This is a genomic window from Streptosporangium canum (assembly GCF_900113865.1).
GTDB classification, from domain to species: domain Bacteria; phylum Actinomycetota; class Actinomycetes; order Streptosporangiales; family Streptosporangiaceae; genus Streptosporangium; species Streptosporangium canum.
This window is the reverse complement of the sequence record NZ_FOQY01000001.1, coordinates 101929-122168: the sequence shown is the minus strand read 5'-3', so window position 1 is coordinate 122168 and position 20240 is coordinate 101929. Positions and strand designations below refer to the sequence as shown.

General features: G+C 69.6%; 18 protein-coding genes. 9 read left to right on the top strand and 9 right to left on the bottom strand.

Annotated elements, in window-relative coordinates; translation table 11 throughout:
• The first annotated feature begins 18 nt into the window (after positions 1–18).
• The 4 genes from BM085_RS00475 to BM085_RS00460 are packed head-to-tail and all read left to right on the top strand — an operon-like array spanning position 19 to position 3625.
• Positions 19–1371 (top strand): phosphomannomutase/phosphoglucomutase, encoded by a 1353-nt coding sequence (locus BM085_RS00475; RefSeq protein WP_093885072.1) that lies wholly within the window; start codon positions 19–21, stop codon positions 1369–1371.
• A gap of 4 nt (positions 1372–1375) precedes the next feature.
• On the top strand, positions 1376–1549 hold the full coding sequence (locus BM085_RS00470; RefSeq protein WP_012888128.1) for a Trm112 family protein: 174 nt from the start codon (positions 1376–1378) through the stop codon (positions 1547–1549).
• On the top strand, positions 1546–2652 hold the full coding sequence (locus BM085_RS00465) for a bifunctional phosphoglucose/phosphomannose isomerase (protein WP_093885071.1): 1107 nt from the start codon (positions 1546–1548) through the stop codon (positions 2650–2652). Before BM085_RS00470 ends, BM085_RS00465 begins: the two co-directional genes overlap by 4 nt.
• 43 nt (positions 2653–2695) lie before the next feature.
• Positions 2696–3625: a cation diffusion facilitator family transporter gene (locus BM085_RS00460; protein ID WP_093885070.1), complete on the top strand. Its 930-nt coding sequence runs from the start codon at positions 2696–2698 to the stop codon at positions 3623–3625.
• A 340-nt stretch (positions 3626–3965) separates the two neighbouring features.
• Here the strand turns inward: BM085_RS00460 and BM085_RS00455 are convergent, their stop codons facing one another.
• From BM085_RS00455 to BM085_RS42570, 4 genes are read right to left on the bottom strand one after another with little or no spacing between them, the layout of a single operon-like run.
• Positions 3966–4766: a UDP-N-acetylmuramate dehydrogenase gene (locus BM085_RS00455; RefSeq protein ID WP_093885069.1), complete on the bottom strand. Its 801-nt coding sequence runs from the start codon at positions 4764–4766 to the stop codon at positions 3966–3968.
• Positions 4759–5814, bottom strand: coding sequence for a serine hydrolase domain-containing protein (locus BM085_RS00450; protein WP_093885068.1), 1056 nt, complete (start codon positions 5812–5814; stop codon positions 4759–4761). Before BM085_RS00450 ends, BM085_RS00455 begins: the two co-directional genes overlap by 8 nt.
• A complete protein-coding gene (locus tag BM085_RS00445; protein ID WP_143120750.1) occupies positions 5814–7130 on the bottom strand; it encodes a UDP-N-acetylglucosamine 1-carboxyvinyltransferase in 1317 nt (438 codons plus the stop codon). The genes BM085_RS00450 and BM085_RS00445 overlap by 1 nt, the downstream gene beginning before the upstream one ends.
• A gap of 5 nt (positions 7131–7135) precedes the next feature.
• On the bottom strand, positions 7136–7864 hold the full coding sequence (locus BM085_RS42570; RefSeq protein WP_143120749.1) for an LbetaH domain-containing protein: 729 nt from the start codon (positions 7862–7864) through the stop codon (positions 7136–7138).
• 29 nt (positions 7865–7893) lie between these two features.
• Between BM085_RS42570 and BM085_RS00440 the strand changes: the two genes are divergently transcribed.
• Complete coding sequence (locus BM085_RS00440; protein WP_093885066.1) at positions 7894–9462, top strand: helix-turn-helix domain-containing protein; 1569 nt, start codon at positions 7894–7896, stop codon at positions 9460–9462.
• A 313-nt stretch (positions 9463–9775) separates the two neighbouring features.
• Here BM085_RS00440 and BM085_RS00435 read toward each other — a convergent pair whose 3' ends face one another.
• The 3 genes from BM085_RS00435 to BM085_RS00425 are packed head-to-tail and all read right to left on the bottom strand — an operon-like array spanning position 9776 to position 12137.
• Entirely contained in the window at positions 9776–10597 is an 822-nt protein-coding gene (locus tag BM085_RS00435; protein WP_342742836.1) for a response regulator, read from the bottom strand.
• The gene (locus BM085_RS42565; RefSeq protein ID WP_143120748.1) at positions 10594–11760 is read right to left on the bottom strand and encodes a sensor histidine kinase; all 1167 of its coding nucleotides are present in this window, start codon (positions 11758–11760) and stop codon (positions 10594–10596) included. The genes BM085_RS00435 and BM085_RS42565 overlap by 4 nt, the downstream gene beginning before the upstream one ends.
• Before the next feature lie 41 nt (positions 11761–11801).
• Positions 11802–12137: a MerR family DNA-binding transcriptional regulator gene (locus BM085_RS00425; RefSeq protein WP_031162553.1), complete on the bottom strand. Its 336-nt coding sequence runs from the start codon at positions 12135–12137 to the stop codon at positions 11802–11804.
• 196 nt (positions 12138–12333) lie between these two features.
• Between BM085_RS00425 and ahcY the strand changes: the two genes are divergently transcribed.
• Together ahcY and BM085_RS00415 are read left to right on the top strand one after the other, a co-directional pair.
• Positions 12334–13761 (top strand): adenosylhomocysteinase, encoded by a 1428-nt coding sequence (gene ahcY / locus BM085_RS00420; protein WP_093885065.1) that lies wholly within the window; start codon positions 12334–12336, stop codon positions 13759–13761.
• 62 nt (positions 13762–13823) lie between these two features.
• Positions 13824–15065, top strand: coding sequence for an adenosylhomocysteinase (locus tag BM085_RS00415; RefSeq protein WP_093885064.1), 1242 nt, complete (start codon positions 13824–13826; stop codon positions 15063–15065).
• Here BM085_RS00415 and BM085_RS00410 read toward each other — a convergent pair.
• Positions 15060–15698 (bottom strand): DUF305 domain-containing protein, encoded by a 639-nt coding sequence (locus BM085_RS00410; protein WP_093885063.1) that lies wholly within the window; start codon positions 15696–15698, stop codon positions 15060–15062. The two genes, BM085_RS00415 and BM085_RS00410, sit on opposite strands and share 6 nt — an antisense overlap.
• A 180-nt stretch (positions 15699–15878) precedes the next feature.
• On the opposite strand from BM085_RS00410, the gene BM085_RS00405 reads away from it, so the two are divergent.
• Both BM085_RS00405 and BM085_RS00400 read left to right on the top strand, forming a co-directional pair.
• Positions 15879–17321: an LVIVD repeat-containing protein gene (locus BM085_RS00405; protein ID WP_093885062.1), complete on the top strand. Its 1443-nt coding sequence runs from the start codon at positions 15879–15881 to the stop codon at positions 17319–17321.
• A 189-nt stretch (positions 17322–17510) separates the two neighbouring features.
• Positions 17511–18893, top strand: coding sequence for an LVIVD repeat-containing protein (locus BM085_RS00400; protein WP_093885061.1), 1383 nt, complete (start codon positions 17511–17513; stop codon positions 18891–18893).
• 127 nt (positions 18894–19020) lie between these two features.
• Here the strand turns inward: BM085_RS00400 and BM085_RS46670 are convergent, their stop codons facing one another.
• Entirely contained in the window at positions 19021–20022 is a 1002-nt protein-coding gene (locus tag BM085_RS46670; RefSeq protein WP_093885060.1) for an RDD family protein, read from the bottom strand.
• Positions 20023–20240 lie beyond the last annotated feature (218 nt).

The window sequence follows — 20240 nt, the reverse complement described above, 5'->3', positions numbered from 1 at the left end:
ATAAAGGGCGGAGCTGGAGTGGGCGACCTCGCCAAGATCTTCAAGGCGTACGACGTTCGAGGCGTCGTGCCGGACGAGTTCGACGAGGAGACCGCGGAGGCGGTCGGCGCGGCCTTCGTGGAGGTGACCGGCGCCGGGACCGTCGTGGTCGCACACGACATGCGTGCCTCGTCCGGCCCGCTGGCCGCGGCCTTCGCCCGCGGAGCCACCTCACGCGGAACCGACGTCGTCCACGCGGGGCTGGGCTCCACCGACCTGCTCTACTACGCGAGCGGCAGCCTCGCCCTGCCCGGCGTGATGTTCACCGCCAGCCACAACCCGGCCCGCTACAACGGCATGAAGATGTGCCGCGCCGGCGCCGTGCCGATCGGGGGCGACAGCGGTCTGGCCGAGATCCGCGACCGGGCGGCCGAACTCCTGAGGTCCGGGGTCGGCGGCGCCGGCGGCGGGACCGTCTCCGAGCGGGATCTGCTGCGGGGCTACGCCGACCACCTGCGCACGCTGGTGGACCTGTCCGGCATCCGGCCGCTGAAGGTCGTGGTGGACGCGGGCAACGGCATGGGCGGCCACACCGTCCCGGTGGTGTTCGAGGGGCTCCCGCTGGAGCTGAGCGAGCTCTACTTCGAGCTGGACGGCGACTTCCCCAACCACGAGGCCAACCCGATCGAGCCGGACAACCTGCGCGACCTGCAGAAGGCCGTGCTCGACGTCGGCGCCGACATCGGCCTGGCCTTCGACGGCGACGCCGACCGCTGCTGGGTCATCGACGAGCGCGGCGAGTCGGTCTCCCCCTCCGCGATCACCGCGCTGGTCGCGGTGCGCGAGCTGGCCAGGCATCCCGGCGCCATGATCATCCATAATCTGATCACCTCGCGGAGCGTCCCGGAGATCGTCGCCGAGCACGGCGGCGAGCCGGTCCGCACCCGGGTCGGCCACTCGTTCATCAAGGCCGAGATGGCCAGGACCGGTGCGGTCTTCGGCGGCGAGCACTCCGCGCACTACTACTTCAAGGATTTCTGGTCCGCCGACTCCGGCATGCTGGCCGCGCTGCACGTGCTGGCCGCGCTGGGCGGGCAGGACCGGCCGCTGTCGGAGATCCTCACGGACTACGCCCGCTACGCGGCCTCCGGAGAGATCAACAGTACGGTCGCGGACCAGGCGGGAGCGGCGGCGCGGGTCCGCGAGACGTTCGCCGGCCGCGACGGCGTCACCTTCGACGAGCTGGACGGTCTGACCGTGTCCGGCCCCGGATGGTGGTTCAATCTTCGTCCGTCCAACACCGAGCCGCTGCTCAGGCTGAACGCCGAGGCGGCCGACGAGATTCAGATGGCAGCGATCAGGGACGAAGTTCTTGCTGTCGTGAGGAGCTGAACGAGTGAAGATCGACGACTGGCTGCTGGAGATCCTGGCCTGTCCCAACTGCAAGTCCCCGCTGCGCGCCGAGCCCGAGGTGGACGAGCTGTCCTGCACCTCCGCCTCCTGCGGCCTGGTCTATCCGGTCCGGGACGACATCCCGGTGCTGCTGGTTGACGAGGCGCGGAAGTCGTGAGCTGGGAGCCTGATCGGCTCGACGATCAGAAGCAGCTGACCGACGGCGACCCGTCGGGAATGCTGCGCGCGGTGGCGGCCTCGGCCGCGCAGGTCCGCACCTCCCACCGGGCGGCACGCGAGGCCGACCTCTCGTCGCTGGACAGGGAGGGACGGCCCAGGACCATCGTGGTCGCGGGCATGGGCGGTTCGGGCATCGCCGGTGACATCCTCAACGCGGTGTGCGGACACGGCGCCCCGCTGCCGATCGTGACCGTGCGGTCCTACCGCCTGCCCGGCTGGGTCGGCGCGACCGACATGGTGATCGCGGTGTCGTGCTCGGGCAGGACCGAGGAGACGCTCGCGGTGGCGATGGAGGCCGTCCGCCGGGGGTGCCGCCTGCTCGCCCTGGGCGCCCCCGACTCGCCGCTGCAGGCGATCGCCAGGCAGGCGGGCGCGCCGTTCGTGCCCGTCGTCACCGAGGGGCAGCCGCGTGCCGCCGTCTGGGCGCTGTCGATCCCGCTGGTCGTCATCGCCGCCCGACTCGGCCTGGTCCAGGCCGACGACGAGGCGTTCGAGAGCACGGCCAAGCGGCTGGAGGACATCGCCCACCGGTGCCGTCCGGCGAGCGAGTCGTTCATCAACCCGGGCAAGTCGCTGGCCATGGAGATGGCCGAGACGGTGCCGATGATCTGGGGATCCTCCCCGCTGGCCGCGGTCGCCGCCTACCGGTGGGCCTGCCAGCTCAACGAGAACGGCAAGTATCCGGCAGTCTGGGGCGAGATCCCCGAGGTCAACCACAACCAGGTGGTGGCCTTCGACGGCCCGCTGGCCACCCGGGACATCTTCGCCGACGAGAGCGGGCGGTCGTTGCGGCTGTTCGTGCTGCGCGACGCGGAGGAGCATCCGCAGGTGGCGCGGCGGCGCGAGGTGTCGGTGCGGATGGCCGAGGACAGGGGCGTCCCGGTCACCCAGATCGTGGCCGAGGGGCTCCACCCGCTGGAGCGGCTCGCGACGTTGGTGGAATTGGGAGACTACGCGAGTACGTACCTCGCCCTGGGGTACGGGGTCGATCCGACCCCGGTGTCGGCCATCACAGAGCTTAAGGCGAGGATTTCCCCATAGGATTTCGTCTCGTCTTTTACGGAATCAATGAGCGGAGGCTGCCGTGAGCGCGGGCGGCGGTACTAAGGCGATCATCGCGGCACTTGCCGCCAATCTCGCGATCGCGGTGGCCAAGTTCGTGGCCTTCCTGGTCACGACTTCCTCATCGATGCTCGCCGAGTCGATTCACTCCCTCGCCGACTCGGGCAACCAGGTGTTGCTGCTGGTGGGAGGGAAACGGGCGGCGCGGGCACGGACGGCGGAGCACCCCTTCGGCTACGGCCGGGAGCGCTATTTCTACGCCTTCGTCGTGGCGGTGGTGCTTTTCACGATCGGTGCGCTGTTCTCCCTCTACGAGGGCTGGCACAAGATCAGTGATCCGCATCCGGTGGAGACGCCCATTGTGGCCTTCGGCGTGCTGATCTTCGCGATCATCGCCGAGTCGTTCTCCTTCCGCACCGCGATCAAGGAATCGAACCACGTCCGGGGCACGCAGTCCTGGGTGCAGTTCATCCGCAGGTCCAAGTCGCCGGAGCTGCCGGTCATCGTGCTGGAGGACCTGGGCGCGCTGGTCGGCCTGGTCCTGGCGCTGGCCGGTGTGACGATGGCCGTGGTCACCGGCGACGGCGTCTGGGACGGCGTCGGCACGATGGCGATCGGCGTCCTGCTCGCGATCATCGCGGTGATCCTCGCGATCGAGACCAAGTCGCTGCTGATCGGCGAGGGCGCGGGCCCGGAGGTCGAGAAGCGGATCCGCGGCGCCCTGGAGAGCACGCCGGAGGTCGACCGGGTCATCCACATGCGCACCCTCCACCTGGGGCCGGAGGAGATCCTGGTCGCCGCCAAGATCGCGGTGGATCACGACGACACCGCCTCCGAGGTGGCCCGCGGGATCGACGAGGCCGAGCAGCGCGTCCGCGCCGCCGTGCCGGAGGCCCGCGTCATCTACCTTGAGCCGGACCTCGACAGGTCCAAGGTCAACGGCTCCGTCTGACCCCTGCGGACCGTGGCTCCTTCGCGCTCTGGATGAGTGGTTCCGGGGCGCGGAACGGTTGAGGGGTGAGCTGCGCCGGGTGGGCCGCCTCCGGCCCGCCCGTGAAGGGGGCACTTCGGTGGAGCGACTGATGCCCGCCCCGGCCTGCCCTTGACCGGGTCCACAAGAGAGGGTGGCCCCCGCCTCACGGGGAAGTAAGCGGGGGCCGATGTCCGGCAGGAGCACGGGGGCGCCTCACTGCCGGAGGTGAAAGATGGCCCGCCCGTCCCTCTGAACTCAGCGGGCCACTCGTTTGCACCCGGCTGCCGCACGCCCGGATCGCAATGACAGCCGGGTGGGCTTAATGAGGGAAGTGCAGCCCATCGGGGCCTTTACGGCACGCGGTTGCTTGGTTCCTGCTCACCCGCACCTCATCGGGCGTGCCTTTTGCGACAGGCCGTACGGGCTCCGGGTACAGCCGAATGCCGGTCGTTTCGAAGACGTCACGAGTCAGCTTCCGCATGACCGTGTTGAAGGAAGCCGCGGTGGCGTCGTCGTGGGCGGTGAGGGTGAGGGTCCGGCGGGTTGAGCAGGATATGCCTGGTGCGAGCTGATGGCCGGGGTGGTATCCGAGCAGTTGGAGTAGCCATCCGGCGCTGGTTCGCAGAATGCTGTGGTTGTCGTGGTAGATCATGCCGCCCGCCGCGCGGACCACAGCGGCTTGGGCCGTGGTGATGGACGGGTTGAGAAAGACCGATCCCGCCTGGCGGGCGTCCGAGCCGTTCTCCGGCAGGGCCAGGCCGCGTCGGCGGCGGTCGGTCAGGACGCCCTGTGCCGCCTCGGCGAGCGGGGGCCGGGTGCCGAGGGGGATGTCGAGTGCCTGGGCGAGATACCGGTAGGTGAGCGGGGCGGCGTAGGTACTGCGGATGAGGCGTAGGGCGACCTCAAGGATCGTCCACCGGCCCGGATGGGTCGTGAAGATGCTGGTGCGGTAGCCGAAGCCGCATGTTTCGGGGTGGAATGTGGCGAGCTGCTGGCGGGTCCAATCGTAGACGGTGAGGCGGGTGAGGTCGGGCCAGGCGGCGGGGGCGGTGTGGGTGAGCAGCCGGTCAGCGGGGCCGCCGAAGCGCAGTGTGGTGTGGTCGGCCAGCAGGTCACTCATCAAGTGCCTCCAACGACCAGGCGGAGATCGTCTTGAGTGCGAGGGTGCGCAAAGGGGCGATCCGGGTGCGAGCAGCACCGTAATAGACAGCGTTGGTGCAGATCACCAGGTAGCGGCCAGCATCGGGGGCCAGGTAAAGGCTGGTGCCGGTGAAACCGTGGTGGTAGGCGACGTGTCCGTCAGCGGCGAGGATCCACGACAGGCCGCGGTCCAGGCCCGGCTCGATCACGGCGTGCGGGACGAGGCTTGCCCGCAGCCACTCTCCCAGGCTGTCACCGTGGGTGTAGGCGTCGAGCAGCCAGGTGGCGTAGGTGGCGAGGTCACGAGGCGTGGAAAAGACGCCGGCGTGCCCGGCTACGCCGCCCAGGAGTGCGGCGTTCTCATCGTGAACGGAGCCCCAGATCCGCGGGGCGCCGGGAATGCGCTGTTCGGTCGGCGCGACGTGGTGGCCGCGGGCAACAGGTCCGTAGACGGTGGAGATCATCCCGATGCGCCGCCACAGCTGGCTGGCGAGGTCGTCCAGGGAGGCGCCGTTGACGTGCGCCAGGGCCAGGCCGAGGAGGATATAGCCGCGATTGATGTAGCGGTGCCGACCGGGCGCGTCCGCCAGCGGTTCACGGCACAGCAGGTCAGCCAGCGCCGCGGATGCACCGCGGTAATGATCCAGGCGGGTGGAGGCGCGCAGCCCGGAGGTATGTGCAAGGAGCTGGCGAAGGGTCGCCTGGCCGCTGGGTGTCTCGCCGGTCATGGCGGGCAGGACATCACGCACGGGTGCGTCGAGATCGACCAGCTCGGCGTCAAGTGCCTGGCCGATGAGTGGCCAGGTAGCGACGACCTTGGTCAGCGAAGCGAGGTCGTAGATGGTGTGCTCGGTGGGGGCGAGCTCGCCGAGCTCGGACGCGACAGCGCCCGCGACCAGGACCTGCTGTTGCCCGTCGGTGGTGCCGCAGACGATTACGCCGCCGGGGGTGGCGCCGCCGGCGACCACCTCGGCGAGGGTCTCCTGAAGCCGGTCGATGTCATCGGCGGTGAACGGTAGGGCGGGCATCAGGAGGCCTCCGAGGTGGTGGTGATGTCGGCTCCCAGCGTGGCGAGGTTGGCGATCAGACGCCCGTAGCCGCGCTGGAGGTGGTAAATCCCCGGGATCGTAGAGGTGCCCTCGGCGGCCAGAGCGGCGATCAGCAAAGCGGTCACCGCGCGAATATCAGCGGCTGCCACCGTGGCGGCGCGCAGCCGGGTGGGCCCGCGCAGGCCGACGGCCGCGTCGGTGGAGGAAATGTCGGCGCCGAAGGCCCGCAGTCCCTCGACATGGGTGTCACGGCGTGGGTACACACGCTCAGCGATCAGCGAGGATCCGCAGGCCTGGGTGAGCATCGCCGCCAGCTGCGGCGCGGTATCGGTGGGCAGCGCCGGGTGCGGACCGGTGGCCGCGTCAATGCCCTGCAGGGCGCCGTTCAGCTGCGCGCACACGCCGACGCCGGCATCCTCGAAGAGGTTGATGCCCGCCGCTTCCAGAGCCGCGGTGAGGCCGTCAGGGAAGGCACAGGCGGTGATCCCATCGAGGTGGATGCTGCCGCCGGTGGAGGCGGCGGCCATGATCATGGTGGCTGCTTCGATCCGGTCCCCTACCACCGTGAAGTCGCCGCCAGCGAGGTGGTCGCTCCCGCTGACGTGCAGCCCGTGATCGTCGAAGTGGATTTCGACGCCGCACTCGGCTAGAAAGCGAGCGGTCTCGGTGACCTCCGGCTCCATTGACGGATGCGTGATCAGACTGGCGCCCGGGGCGCGGGCGGCCAGCAGCATGGCGGTCACCGTCGCCCCCAGACTCGGCCCATACGGGGTGGCCATGTCGGCGGTGAACGCCCGCACACCCCGCGGTCCACACTGCGCACGAATGCCGGTGGCGTCGGCGATGACCTCGGCTCCGGCCGCCTGCATCGCCGCGAGGTGCCGGTCGATCAGGCGGGGGCAGAAGGCATCCCCGCCGGGGTAGGGAAAGGTGACCTGGCTGGTGCGGGCCAGCACCGCGGCGGCCAGGACGACGGTTGTCCGCACCCGGCGGCCGAGCTCCGGATGGATGATCGGGCAGATAGCCATGGCCGGGGCCGGGATCACGGAGAATCGGCCGTCATCGACCACGACATGGGCGCCGGTGTGAGCCAGGATCTGCGCGCATACTCCGGTGTCGAGGATGTCCGGGACTGAGGCAAGGACGACCGGGCCATCCGCCACGAGGGCAGCGGCGTACAGGTGCAGGGCGATGTTCTTGCTGCCCTGCACCGGGATGCGGCCGCTCAGCGGCCTGCCGCCGGTGACCGTAACGGCAGTGGACTCCAGAGCCGCCGCGGTAGGGGTGATGGTCATGGCCGTCACCGCACCCGGGAGCCGGCGGGCAGGAAGCCACCGATGTGGTCGCGCGGGTAGATCACCGTGCCGGGGCCGATCAGCGTGCCCGGCGACAGCACGGTCCCGGCCGGCAGTGCCACCTTGTCGCCGATGACGGCGCCGAACTTCGTCTGCCCGGTAGTGATGCGCTGCCCGCCAAGGGTGACGGTGATCTCCTCGATCGCTGGTTCGGCGACCGGCCCGCGGTCGCATCGCAGCCCGGTAGTGGAGCAGAAGGATCCGACGTTGACGCGCCGCCCGATCACTGAGTCGCCGATGAAGCAGGGATGCTTCATGAAGACATGCCCGATCAGCAGGCTGCGGGTGATCTCCGCGCCGAACCCGATCCGGCAGCCGGGTCCGATCACGGTGTGGTCGCGGATCAGAGCACCGGCGGACACGATCGCGCCGGTGCAGATCAGCGCCGGACCGACGACCTGGGCACCCGCCTCTATGCGGGCGCCGGCCTGAACGATGACCTCACCTTGGAGAAGAGCGCCATCTTCTACGACGCCGCGGGGTTCAGCGTAAAGGCCCGCGGCGGCGAGGTGGTCGAGGTCTGCGGCCATGGTGGATTTGATGTCGAAGACCGTCGGGCAGCTTTTCAGCAGCCTCATGATGTAGGGACCGAGGTCGTCGGGCTGGAAGTAGTAGTCGGGGGCGAGCCGGATGTCTGCGGGTGCGGTTGTGAACGGGCCGGGAATCAGCTGCATCAGGATCTCCTGGGAGCGGGACCGGATGGATGGCGGCCAGGTGCGGGCTGCTCGCTCCTAGGTCATCGCATCCGGCCCGGCTGTGGGAGCGCGCTGCCTGGGGATGCAAAAGGTTTGCGTCTGATGCAAAAGCCCTACACAGAGTGTCACGATATGGCTACGGTGAGGGAGTGCAGTCTCAGCAACCAGCAGGGACAGGGTATGGATGCGATCGGCAGAGCACGAGCAACCCCGAGGCAATCGTTACTCCCGGGCAGCTCGTCCGTCAGGTGCGGCAGGCACACCGGCTGACGTTGGCCGAGCTCGGCAAGCGGACCGGATACTCCGCGGCCCAGGTCTCCCGCTACGAGCGGGGCATCTCACCGATGACTGACGTCGCCGTGCTGCGGATCTTCGCCGAAGTGCTCGGCATCCCGCATCAGGCGTTCGGCCTTGCCCCACCTCAGCCGAAGGTCCGACACGGTCAAGCGACCGTACCAACTACCGCATATCTCCGCCTGCCCGCTCATAGGGTGGGAAGGACCCAGCGGGAGGACGGTGAAGATCCGGTGCGGCGAAGGGATGTGCTGGCGAACCTGGTGGTCACGGCTGCCGCAGCCGCCGGCTCTCGACTTCTTGGAGGCGGCACCGCGCAGGCCGACGAGGCTTTGCTCGGTGAGGTGCTCGTCGCCGGCCTCCGGGACGCGATGCTCGGTTTGGGCAGCACCCCAGGAGATCAGCCGCCGCCTGAGCAACTACCCGCGGAACTCTCGCGCGCGCTCGCCGATTTCCATGGCTGCCGCTACGGCAGCCTCGCCGTGCGCCTGCCTCGGCTGATCCGCGCAGGACACGCGGTCAGTATCAGTGACGGCGCGACGGGTCACTACGCGCTCCTCGCGCAAAGCTACGTGCTGGCGACCCGAATGCTCGTCAAGATGGACGAGCAGCAGCTCGGCTGGATGGCGGCCGACCGCGCGCGGCAGCTGGCCGAAGCCGGAGGCAACGTGCTCACGGTGGCAGAGGCCGCGCGGCAGCTCGCCGTCCTGGCTCGCAAGGCCGGGTGGAATGACCAGGCGATGTCGATCGCGCTGGCCGCCGCCGACGACCCCGCTCTACGCGGTGCTGGACAGGCCGGTGCCGCCGAGCGCGGCCTGCTGATCCAATCGGCGGCCTACACCGTGGCCCGCGGCGGTGACCGTAAGGGAATGCGGCAGCTCACCGCCGAGGCGGCCGCCATTGCCACCGACCTTGGTGGCACCACCTTGCTGCGTGACCATGGCGGCGGTTTCAGCCCGGTCACCGTTCAGCTGCATCTCATCTCGGCGGAAAACTCCGCCGGAGATCCCGCCGCGGCCTTGAGCACCGCCCACGCGATCGCACCACAGAGCCTGCCCAGCGTGGAGCGCCGCTCCCGCTACTACACGGACGTCGCCACCGCCTTCGGGCAGTTGGGCCGTCGCGACGAATGCGTGCGCGCACTCCTGACCGCCGAGCATCATGCCCCTGAGGAAACGCATGCGCGTCCGGCGGTGAAGTCCCTCGTCTCCGGCCTACTGGTGTCCGGCCGCACCACACCCGAGCTGCGTGGCCTTGCCGCCCGCAGCGGTGTCCTCGCCTGACACGCGCAGCCATAGGACATCCAGGACAAGAGAAAGAGGACCGAAGGGCTGTCGTGCCTGGGTGATGTCCGCTCGCTCGGGTCGTGGATGTCCTCGGCTCGTTCCGCGAGGGGTCTCCTGGCTGTCGCGGACCCGGTCAGGGGTGGGGCGGGCGACAGTCGCTCAGCCGAAGCGCCTGCCCCACGGGTGGGTGGAAGCGGCCCACCGGGCGCAGCCCTCAGCGATACCGTACTTCGGAGCCGCTCACCTGCGTGCTCAAGCCCCGTAACCCGGTTTCGGATGGGATGCCGGTTCTTCGACGGCCGGGAGAGCGTCAGATGTGCGGGACGACGAGGCCCGTCTCGTAGGCGTGGATGACGGCCTGGGTGCGGTCGCGCAGGCCGAGCTTGGCGAGCAGCCGTGCCACGTGGGTTTTGACGGTGTGCTCGGTGACCACGAGATCGGCCGCGATCTCGGCGTTGGACAGCCCCCGGGCGATCAGGCGCAGCACCTCCGCCTCCCGCGGGGTCAGCGGGCTGCCCGCCGGCACGGGCCGCCGCTGCCGGGCGAACTCGGCGACCAGCCGCCTGGTGATCTTCGGGGCGAGCAGCGCGTCGCCGCGTGCCACCGTCCGCACCGCCTCGGCCAGGTCGTTCGCCCGGACGTCCTTGAGCAGGAACCCGCTCGCCCCCGCGGAGAGCGCGTCGTACACGTAGTCGTCCAGGTCGAACGTGGTGATCATGATGACCCTGGTGGCCTCGGTCGCCAGGATCCGCCGGGCCGCCTCGATCCCGTCCATCTCCGGCATCCGGATGTCCAGCAGGGCGACGTCCGGGTGGGTCTCCCGGGCCAGCCGTACGGCCTGCGCGCCGTCGGAGGCCGTACCCACGACGGTGAGGTCGGGCTGCGCCCTGAGCACCGCCGCGAAACCCCGCAGCACGACCGGCTGGTCGTCGGCGATGAGCACCCGGGTGCGGCCGTGCGGCGGCGTCGCGCGGCCGGGATCGGGCCGGTCGCCCGGGGACGGCGTCTCCCCGGCCCCGGCATGCGCTCCGGGGAGCATCGGAGCCGGTCGGCGGCCCTGGGGCGTCGCACCGGGCCGGTCGTCCTGGGGCGGCGTGTCCGGGAAGGTCCGGTGATGGTCGGAGGCGGTCATTCCAGCGGGAGGCCCGCATGGATGAGGAAGCCTCCGGCCGGGCCGGGGGCGGCCTGGAACCAGCCGCCCAGGGCCAGGGCGCGCTCGCGCATGCCGACCAGGCCGTGCCCGTTGGAGGTGTCGCCGGACGGGCCGGGGCCGTCGTCGGTGATCCGCAGCACCAGCAGGGACGGGCGGTAGGTCAGCTCGATCGAGACGCGGGCGCCCGGCGCGTGGACGCGGGCGTTGGTCAGCGCCTCCTGGACGATCCGGTAGGCCGAGACGTCCACGGCCTGCGGCACCGGGACCGGCTCGCCGACGATGTCCAGGTCGACCACGCCCTCGTGCCGCTCCACCAGCTCGGGAAGCAGCGCCAGCCCCGGTTGCGGCGCGGTCTCCGGAGCGGTGGTGATGTCGGCGCGGAGCACGCCGAGCAGGCGGCGCATCTCGGTGAGCGTGGTGCGCGCGCTGGTCGCGATCTCCGCGAACTCCTGTTTCACCCGGTCGTCGAGGTCGCCGAGCGTGTAGGGCGCGGTCTCGGCCTGCACGGCGATCATCGAGACCGAGTGGGCCACGATGTCGTGCATCTCCCGCGCGATCCTGGCCCGCTCGGCCATCGCGGCCTGCTCCCTGAGGGTCTCCAGGTTGTCGGCGCGCACTTCCTTGATCTCGCTGCGGCTGCGCCGTACGTCCGCCAGGAGCGCCGTGACCGCGACCACGCCCAGCGCGGTGATCAGGATGATGATCCCGCCGCGGTAGAGCCAGTACGGCCCTTGGGCGATGAACCCGACGGTGAGGAGCACACCGACACCCGCCGTCAGGGACCATGCCGCTCTGCGGCCGAGCCGGCGCAGGATCGTGTAGAAGGAGAGCACGCCCGAGACGCCGACCGCGACGGGCAGCCGGTTCACACCGACCGTGAGCAGACCGACCGCCCCCAGGAAGGTCAGGGCGACGGCCAGCCACGGCTGGGAGCGGCGGACCGCCTGTGGCGCGGTGGCCAGCAGTGCGGCCAGTAAGACGAGAGGGCTCCCGTGCCTGGTCGGGACCGCGGCCTCCATGAGCGCGAGGATCGCGAGCGCCGCGGCGAGGGCGAGGTCGGTGAGCGGCGATTCGAGGACGCGCCTGAGATCGAAGGCGGTCACCCGCTTCTCGGCGTGGCTCAGCTTGGTGGTGACATCCATGGGGAGAATTGTCGTGACCTGGGAATCTTGTGTCGTCACTCCTAGGAGCGACCTTGGAGCAGGCGCAGCGCCTTCTCCTTCTCGAAGTCCAGCGCCCGGCGCGGGGCCTGCAGGCGGCCGATCCGCAGCCCCAGATCGCGTACGGCCTGCGCCACCGCGGGCTCGCTCAGCACCCGCAGCGCGAAGGCCAGCTCGGCGGGGGAGATGTCGAACCGCTTCTCCAGCTCCACGCCCTGCGCCACGGCCGACAGCTCCTCGGGGCCGAAGCGCCGGTGCGCCCCGTGGCTGCGGACCGGCGGGAGCAGGCCGAGTGCCTCGCGGTAGCGGAGCATGCGGGGTGACATTCCCAGCCGTCTGGCGGCCTCGGTGATCCGCATTCTCACGCCTTTCCGCAGAGTCTTACATTCTTGTGTCAGATTAGCGCTCTGGAAGGTGCGCGGAGTCATCCCGGCCGCCTAAACTCACATCGTCGACTTTTCCGGTGGAGCGCCGAGCCGGGCCCGAGAGCGAAGCGGGGTCGCGAGACCAGCGAGGGCACGCGGCGAGCGCGACCATCAACCAGAGGGGTAACACATGGACTTCAAGGTCGCCGACCTTTCCCTTGCGGCCTTCGGCCGCAAGGAGATCCAGCTCGCCGAGCACGAGATGCCGGGCCTGATGGCCATCCGCAAGGAGTACGCCGAGTCCCAGCCGCTGGCCGGTGCGAAGATCATGGGCTCGCTGCACATGACCATCCAGACCGCCGTGCTCATCGAGACGCTGGTCGCGCTCGGCGCCGAGGTCCGCTGGGTGAGCTGCAACATCTTCTCCACCCAGGACCACGCGGCCGCCGCCGTCGTCGTCGGCCCGAACGGCACCGTCGACGACCCGCAGGGCGTGCCGGTCTTCGCCTGGAAGGGCGAGACCCTGGAGGAGTACTGGTGGTGCACCGAGCAGGCGCTGGTATGGCCCGGCGGTGACGGCCCCAACATGATCCTCGACGACGGCGGCGACGCCACCCTGCTCGTCCACAAGGGCGCCGAGTACGAGAAGGCCGGCGCCGTCCCCAGCGCGGGCGAGGACGACGCGGAGGAGTGGAAGATCATCCTTGATCTGCTCCGCCGTACGGTCACCCCCGAGAAGAAGTGGACCGAGGTCGCCTCGCGCATCAAGGGCGTCACCGAGGAGACCACCACCGGCGTCCACCGCCTCTACGAGATGTTCAAGGCCGGCACGCTGCTCTTCCCGGCGATCAACGTCAACGACTCGGTGACCAAGTCGAAGTTCGACAACAAGTACGGCTGCCGCCACTCGGTCATCGACGGCCTCAACCGCGCCACCGACGTGCTGATCGGCGGCAAGGTCGCCGTCGTGGCCGGTTACGGCGACGTCGGCAAGGGCTGTGCCGACGCGCTGCGGGGCCAGGGCGCCCGTGTCATCGTCACCGAGATCGACCCGATCTGCGCGCTCCAGGCGGCCATGGACGGCTTCCAGGTCACCACGCTGGACGAGGTCGTCGGCATCGCCGACATCTTCGTCACCACGACCGGCAACTTCGACATCATCACCGCCGACCACATGGCGAAGATGAAGCACAACGCCATCGTGTCCAACATCGGCCACTTCGACAACGAGATCGACATGGCCGGCCTGGCCAAGATCCCGGGCATCGTCAAGACCGAGATCAAGCCGCAGGTCCACACCTGGACCTTCGCCGACGGCCGCCAGATCCTGGTGCTCGCCGAGGGCCGCCTGATGAACCTGGGCTGCGCCACCGGTCACCCCTCGTTCGTCATGTCCAACTCCTTCACCAACCAGGTGATCGCCCAGATCGAGCTGTTCACCAAGACCGAGCAGTACCCGATCGGCGTCTACGTGCTGCCCAAGCACCTGGACGAGAAGGTCGCCCGTCTCCACCTCGACGCCCTCGGCGTGAAGCTCACCAAGCTCACCAAGGCGCAGGCGGAGTACATCGGCGTGGACATCGAGGGCCCCTACAAGGCCGACCACTACCGCTACTGATCGACCGTTCCAACCGGGCCCCCGCAGAGCTGCGGGGGCCTTCGGGCAATCCGGGGAGAGACGTGGACAGCGCACTGGTGGCCGCGGGCGAGCGGCGGATCGGGTGGGCGGCGCGGTCGATGCCCGTGCTCACCGCGATCGGAGAGCGGTTCGCGGCCGAGCGGCCTCTCGACGGGCTGCGGATCGCCGCCTGCCTGCACGTGACCGCCGAGACCGCGGTGCTCATGGGCACGCTGAAGGCGGGCGGGGCCGAGATCGCACTGGCCGCCTCGAACCCGCTGTCCACGCAGGACGACGTCGCCGCCGCGCTGGGTGAGTACGGCGTCGGCGTGCACGCGAGGGCCGGGGTCGACAGGGAGACCTACTACCGGCACATCCACCAGGCGCTCGACATCTCCCCGGACGTCGTCCTCGACGACGGCTGCGACCTGGTCAACATCCTGCACACCGAGCGGACCGAGCTGCTGGAGAGGGTCTCCGGGGGCTGCGAGGAGACCACGACCGGGATCATCCGGCTCCGGCAGATGGCGGCCGAGCGGGCGCTGAGGTTCCCGGTCGTGGCGGTCAACGACACCCGGACCAAGCGGATGTTCGACAACCGGTACGGCACCGGCCAGTCCACCATCGACGGCATCATGCGCGCCACCAACACCCTGCTGGCGGGCAAGACCGTGGTGGTCGCCGGGTTCGGCTACTGCGGCCGGGGCGTCGCCGAGCGGGCCAGGGGCCTGGGCGCCCGGGTGGTGATCACCGAGATCGACCCGGTCAAGGCCCTGGACGCCTCACTGCATGGTTACGACGTGCAGCCGATGACGGGCGCCGCCCGGGCGGGGGACGTGTTCATCACGGTCACCGGCAACCGCGACGTGATCAGGGGCGAGCACCTGGCGGCGATGAAGGACGGCGCGATCCTGGCCAACGCCGGCCATTTCGACGTCGAGATCGACGTCCGGGCCCTGGACGAGCTGGCGCAGGCCGTCCATCGCGGGGTGCGCCCCAACACCGACGAGTACGTCCTCGCCGACGGCCGGCGGCTCCTGCTGCTCGCCGAGGGGCGTCTGGTGAACCTGACGGCGGCCGAGGGGCATCCGGCCGCCGTCATGGACATGTCCTTCTCCGCGCAGGCGCTCGCCGTCGCGTGGCTGGCCCGCGAGAGGGCGGGGCTGGCGCCCGGCGTCTACGACGTGCCGCAGGAGGTCGACGTCGAGGTGGCGCGGCTCAAGCTGGCCGCCGCCGGGATCGAGGTGGACACCCTGACCGCCGAGCAGGAGAAGTATCTCCACTCCTGGCGGCTCGGCTCATAGCCCGGCCTGCATCTCCCGCATCCTGCGGATCTCGGCGCTCTGGGTGGCGGCGACGTCGTTCGCCAGCTCCTCGATCTTGATGTGCGAGCCGCCGACCAGGACCTGCTCGGACATCGTGATGGCGCCCTGGTGGTGGGCGGTCATCAGGGTGAGGAAGAGCCGGTCGAAGTCCTTGCCCGAGGCGGCCTTGAGGGCCCGCATCTGCTCGGGTGTGGCCATGCCCGGCATGCCGGTGTGGGAGGCGTGGTGGTCGGGCACCTTCATGCCCTGCTGCTGCAGCCAGGTCGTCATGTACTGGATCTCCGGCCCCTGGGCGTCCTTGATGCGCGAGGCCAGGCCCTTGAGCGTGGCCGAGTCGGCCCGGGACGGAGCCAGGACCGCCATGTCGACGGCCTGCCGGTGATGGGTGACCATGTCCTGAACGTATTTCACGTCCGCCGCGTTGGCGGTGGGCGCGGGCACGGCCGTGCGGGCCTCGTCCGGGCCGATCGTCCTGGCGGGCTCACCCGGCCTGCCGGGCGCGATGATCGGGGCGGTCGACTCGGCTTTCGCCTGGACGGGAGGCGGCCCCGGATCGGCGCTGCACGCGCTGAGGGAGAGGGCGGCGACCACGGCAATGAGCGCGACGCGCACCCGGCCTCCTTCGTGAAGCTGCTGTGACGGAAAACCCTAACCTCGGCCGGGTAGGTGAGTAAAGACAACAAATCGGAAAAACTTGCTGACACAGTGACACCTTGCCCGATCTATCACTCAAGGCGGACGATCTAGTCATTTATGCGCCCTTTATGGCGCATATGGCAAGGAGGTTCGCGAGTGTTCACCCCCTTCAGGAAGGGCCTGTCCGGCCGGTTCCTGGTAGTAGCCGGTGTCGCGGCGGTGATGGCGCTGTCCACGGTGCCCGCCCAGGCCGCTGACATTCCGGCACCCGGCGAGATCGTCATGAGCCCGAACATCGAGCACGTGACCAACGTTCCCAAGCCGGCCGCGCTCACTGACATCCATACCGACATGGCCTTCCAGGGCGACTACGCCTACGTCGGCAACTACACCGGTTTCTCCATCTACGACATCCGCAAGCCGAAGAAGACCTCGCTGGTCAGCTCGGTGATCTGCCCCGGCGGGCAGATGGACGTGGCCGTCTACGGGAACCTGCTCTTCGGCGCCGTCGACTCCTCCCGCAACAACGACTCCTGCAGCAGCACCTCGCAGAGCGCGTCGGTCAAGGAGTCGTGGGAGGGCGTCCGGATCTTCGATATCAGCGACAAGAAGAATCCGAAGTACGTCAAGGCGGTCGAGACCAACTGCGGCTCGCACACCCTGACCCTCGTGCCGGGCAAGGGCCGCGACCGGCGCAACGTCTATCTCTACATCTCCTCCTACAGCCCCTCGGCGAGCTTCCCCGACTGCCAGCCGCCGCACGACCTGATCTCGATCGTCAAGGTGCCGCTGGGCAACCCGGCGGGCGCCTCCGTCGTCGGCACCCCGAACCTGTTCCCGGACGGCGGCAACCCCGGCGAGCCGACCCAGCAGTACCCCTACCGCACGTCGGCGACCACCGGCTGCCACGACATCACCGTCTTCCCGGAGAAGAACATCGCCGCCGGAGCCTGCATGGGCGAGGGCATCCTGATGGACATCTCCGACCCGGTGAACCCCAAGGTCACCGCGACGGCCCGGGACGACGAGAACTTCGCGTTCTGGCACTCGGCGACGTTCAACAACGCCGGCACCAAGGTCGTCTTCACCGACGAGCTCGGCGGCGGCGGCGCGGCCACCTGCAACGCGGCGATCGGCCCGAACCGCGGCGCCAACGCCTACTACGACATCGCGGGCGGCGGGCTCGCCTTCAAGGGGTACTTCAAGATCCCGAGGCACCAGGCCGACACCGAGAACTGCGTCGCGCACAACGGCTCGCTGATCCCGGTCAAGGGCAAGGACATCATGGTCCAGGCCTGGTACCAGGGCGGCATCTCGGTCGTGGACTTCACCGACTCCGCCAACCCGCAGGAGATCGCCTTCTTCGAGCGCGGCCCCGACAGCACCGCCCCCGCGCTGAGCGGTGGATTCTGGTCCGCCTACTACTACAACGGCTACATCTACGGCAGCGACTTCAACCTGGGCCTCGACGTCCTGAAGATCAATGACCCGCGCACCAACAAGGCCAAGGGGGTCAAGGCCGACATCCTGAACGCGCAGACCCAGGCCTCCTACGCCGAGCACGGCCATGGCGGTCACGGCGACCACGACGACGACTGATCATCTCTGGGCGGCGGGGATCCCGGTCCTCGCCGCCCGTGGAGGGTCCGGATAGTCCTTTTGTCGGAGGGAACACATAAAACTAGATGATTATCCTTACTGGCTGACATCTAGTTTATTTTCCGGTTGAGACGGACAATTTCCACGTTTGTCTGCACTTCATGTCTCCCTCGCAACGGAGGTTACCGGGTGCTCACTCTCCACAGGATCGGCTGGCCGTCGATCGCGGTGACCGCCGCGATGCTCATGTCGGCGATGCCTGCCCAGGCCGCCGGCATCCCACCGTCCGGTGAGGTCGCCACCAGCCCGAACGTGTCGCACGTGGCCAACGTCCCCAAGCCCGCCGGGCTGGAGAACACCATCAACACCGACATCGCCTTCCAGGGCGACTACGCCTATGTCGGCAACTACGGCGGTTTCTCCATTTACGACATCAGCCGCCCGGACCGGACCAAGGTCGTCAGCAGCGTCGTCTGCCCCGGCTCCCAGATGGACGTGTCGGTCTACGGGAATCTGCTGTTCACCGCGGTCGACTCCTCCCGCAACAACGACTCCTGCAGCAGTGTCGGGCAGGTCGCGTCGGTCAAGGAGTCGTGGGAGGGCGTCCGGATCTTCGATATCAGCGACAAGAAGAGCCCTAAGTACGTCAAGGCGGTCGAGACCGACTGCGGCTCGCACACCCTGACCCTCGTGCCGGGCAAGGGCCGCGACCGGCGCAACGTCTACCTGTACGCCTCCTCCTACAACCCCTCGGCGAGCTTCCCCGACTGCCGGCCGCCGCACGACAAGATCTCGGTCATCAAGGTGCCGCTGCGTTCCCCGGCGGACGCCGCGGTCGTCAGCACCCCGGTCGTCTTCCCCGACGGCGGCAACGAGACCCAGCCGGGCCTGCTGCTGCCGACCAGCGGCTGCCACGACATCACCGTCTACGCGGAGAAGGACGTCGCCGCGGGCGCCTGCATGGGCGACGGCGTGCTGTTCGACATCTCCGACCGGGAGAACCCGGTGATCACGGCCCGTGTCACGGACCCGAACTTCGCGTTCTGGCACTCGGCGACGTTCAACAACGCCGGCACCAAGGTCGTCTTCACCGACGAGCTCGGCGGTGGCGGCGCGGCCACCTGCAACGAGGCCACCGGCCCGAACCGCGGCGCCGACGCCGTCTACGACATCAGGGGCGGCCGGCTCGTGTTCCGGAGCTACTTCAAGATCTCGCGCCACCAGGCCGACACCGAGAACTGCGTCGCGCACAACGGCTCACTGATCCCGGTCAAGGGCAAGGACATCATGGTCCAGGCCTGGTACCAGGGCGGCATCTCGATCCTGGACTTCACCGACTCCGCACACCCGCGGGAGATCGGCTTCTTCGAGCGAGGCCCGGAGCCCAACGGCGGGGGCGGCGGCATCTGGTCGGCCTACTACTACAACGGCCACATCTACGGCAGCGACTTCCACCACGGACTCGACGTGGTCAGGATCAACGACCGGCGCACCGACCCGGCCGGGGGCGTCCGCCTGGACCGGCTGAACGTGCAGACCCAGGCCTCCTACCACCAGGGGCGCAACCACTGATTCTCCGGCTGTGGGCGGCATCCTCCCGCCGCCGCCCACGGCCGTACGGCGTGCTCAGGTCCGGCCGGATGGCTCCACGGCACGCATGCCCAGATCCGGCCGGTCGTCCGTACGGGCTCGGGCGGGTTCAGGCGGGCGGGACGAAGCCGCCGGAGGTGGGGCCGGGGGCCGTGGCCGGCGGCTGGGACGCGGGCGGTGCGGCCATCGGAGCCGGGACCGGGTGGGAGGGCGGCGGGTACGGCGCCCGCGGGTGGGGCGGCGGCGGATGCGAGCCCTGTGCCTGCTGGTAGGGATGCGGCGCCTGCTGCGGTGGGTACGGCGCCTGCCGGTGGGGCGGCGGGTAGGGCGTCGGCGTCGTCGGGGCGGGCCGCTGGGAGGCGCCTGCCTGGAACGCCAGCCGCGCGTGGTCACGGCGGCGGCGCTCGGCCAGGACGGCGGTGAGGTAGGCGAACGGCGGCACGCCGGGAGGCGGGGGCGGTGAGACGAAGGCCGACATCTCGGTGGCGATGCGCGCGCCCATCTCGTGCTGGACCGCGGGGGACAGGTCGTGCCAGCGGGTGAGGTACTGCCGCGCGGTGGCGGCGATCCCCTCGGGCAGCCGTGACAGCTCCAGCGTCGCGGCCCACGCGGCGAGCTGCGGCGGCATCTCCAGCGGCGGGCCGTACCGCCGGGGGCCGCGCTCGGAGATCACGATGGTGCCCGCGAAGATGTCGCCGAGCCGTTTGCCCTTCTCCGAGATCAGCGAGCTGATCAGCGCGGGAGCGCCGCTGAGCGTCCAGAACTCCAGCATTCCGGCCAGCCCGCGGAACAGGGCCTGCCGGAACCGCTCGGGGCTGCCGTCGTCGCTGACCACCCGGAGCCCGAGGGCGAGCTTGCCCAGGCTGCGGCCGCGGGAGAGCGTCTCGAAGATCACTGGATAGCCGACGAGCACCAGCACGGTGAGCGCGATGTAGATCATCGTCAACAGGGCCTCGTCGGCGGTGAAGGCCAGGGCACCGACCACGAAGGACGCCCCGAACAGCGTCACGAGCTGGACCGCGATGTCGATGAGCAGCGCCGCCGCTCTGCTCGGCAGCTGGGCGACCCGGACTTCGACGACAACGGCCTCGCCGGTTACGACATCGGACACACACAGCACCCTACCGGTGACGCGACCGGCTTTCCCTGCCCGCGTGCCCGCCGGCCGCCGCGTGTGCACCGGGGTGTCCCCGCCGTCCCGTCCCCGGGTTCCCGCCGCGTCCGGGATCCGGCCGCCGGGTCCCCCGACCCGGCTGGGAAGCGTGGGGGCCGCGTGAGCACCATGAGTGTGACGCAGGTCACTTAATGTGCTGTTTACATCCATGTAAT

Excerpts from the sequence above, each read along its gene's own strand:
- BM085_RS00435 (WP_342742836.1), bottom strand. The coding sequence starts at position 10,597 with ATGACCGCCTCCGACCATCACCGGACCTTCCCGGACACGCCGCCCCAG.
- BM085_RS42565 (WP_143120748.1), bottom strand. The coding sequence starts at position 11,760 with ATGGATGTCACCACCAAGCTGAGCCACGCCGAGAAGCGGGTGACCGCC.
- BM085_RS00425 (WP_031162553.1), bottom strand. The coding sequence starts at position 12,137 with ATGCGGATCACCGAGGCCGCCAGACGGCTGGGAATGTCACCCCGCATG.
- BM085_RS00455 (WP_093885069.1), bottom strand. The coding sequence starts at position 4,766 with ATGAGTGACCTGCTGGCCGACCACACCACACTGCGCTTCGGCGGCCCC.
- BM085_RS00440 (WP_093885066.1), top strand. The coding sequence starts at position 7,894 with ATGGCGGCCAGGTGCGGGCTGCTCGCTCCTAGGTCATCGCATCCGGCC.
- BM085_RS00450 (WP_093885068.1), bottom strand. The coding sequence starts at position 5,814 with ATGCCCGCCCTACCGTTCACCGCCGATGACATCGACCGGCTTCAGGAG.
- ahcY (WP_093885065.1), top strand. The coding sequence starts at position 12,334 with ATGGACTTCAAGGTCGCCGACCTTTCCCTTGCGGCCTTCGGCCGCAAG.
- BM085_RS42570 (WP_143120749.1), bottom strand. The coding sequence starts at position 7,864 with ATGCAGCTGATTCCCGGCCCGTTCACAACCGCACCCGCAGACATCCGG.
- BM085_RS00445 (WP_143120750.1), bottom strand. The coding sequence starts at position 7,130 with ATGACCATCACCCCTACCGCGGCGGCTCTGGAGTCCACTGCCGTTACG.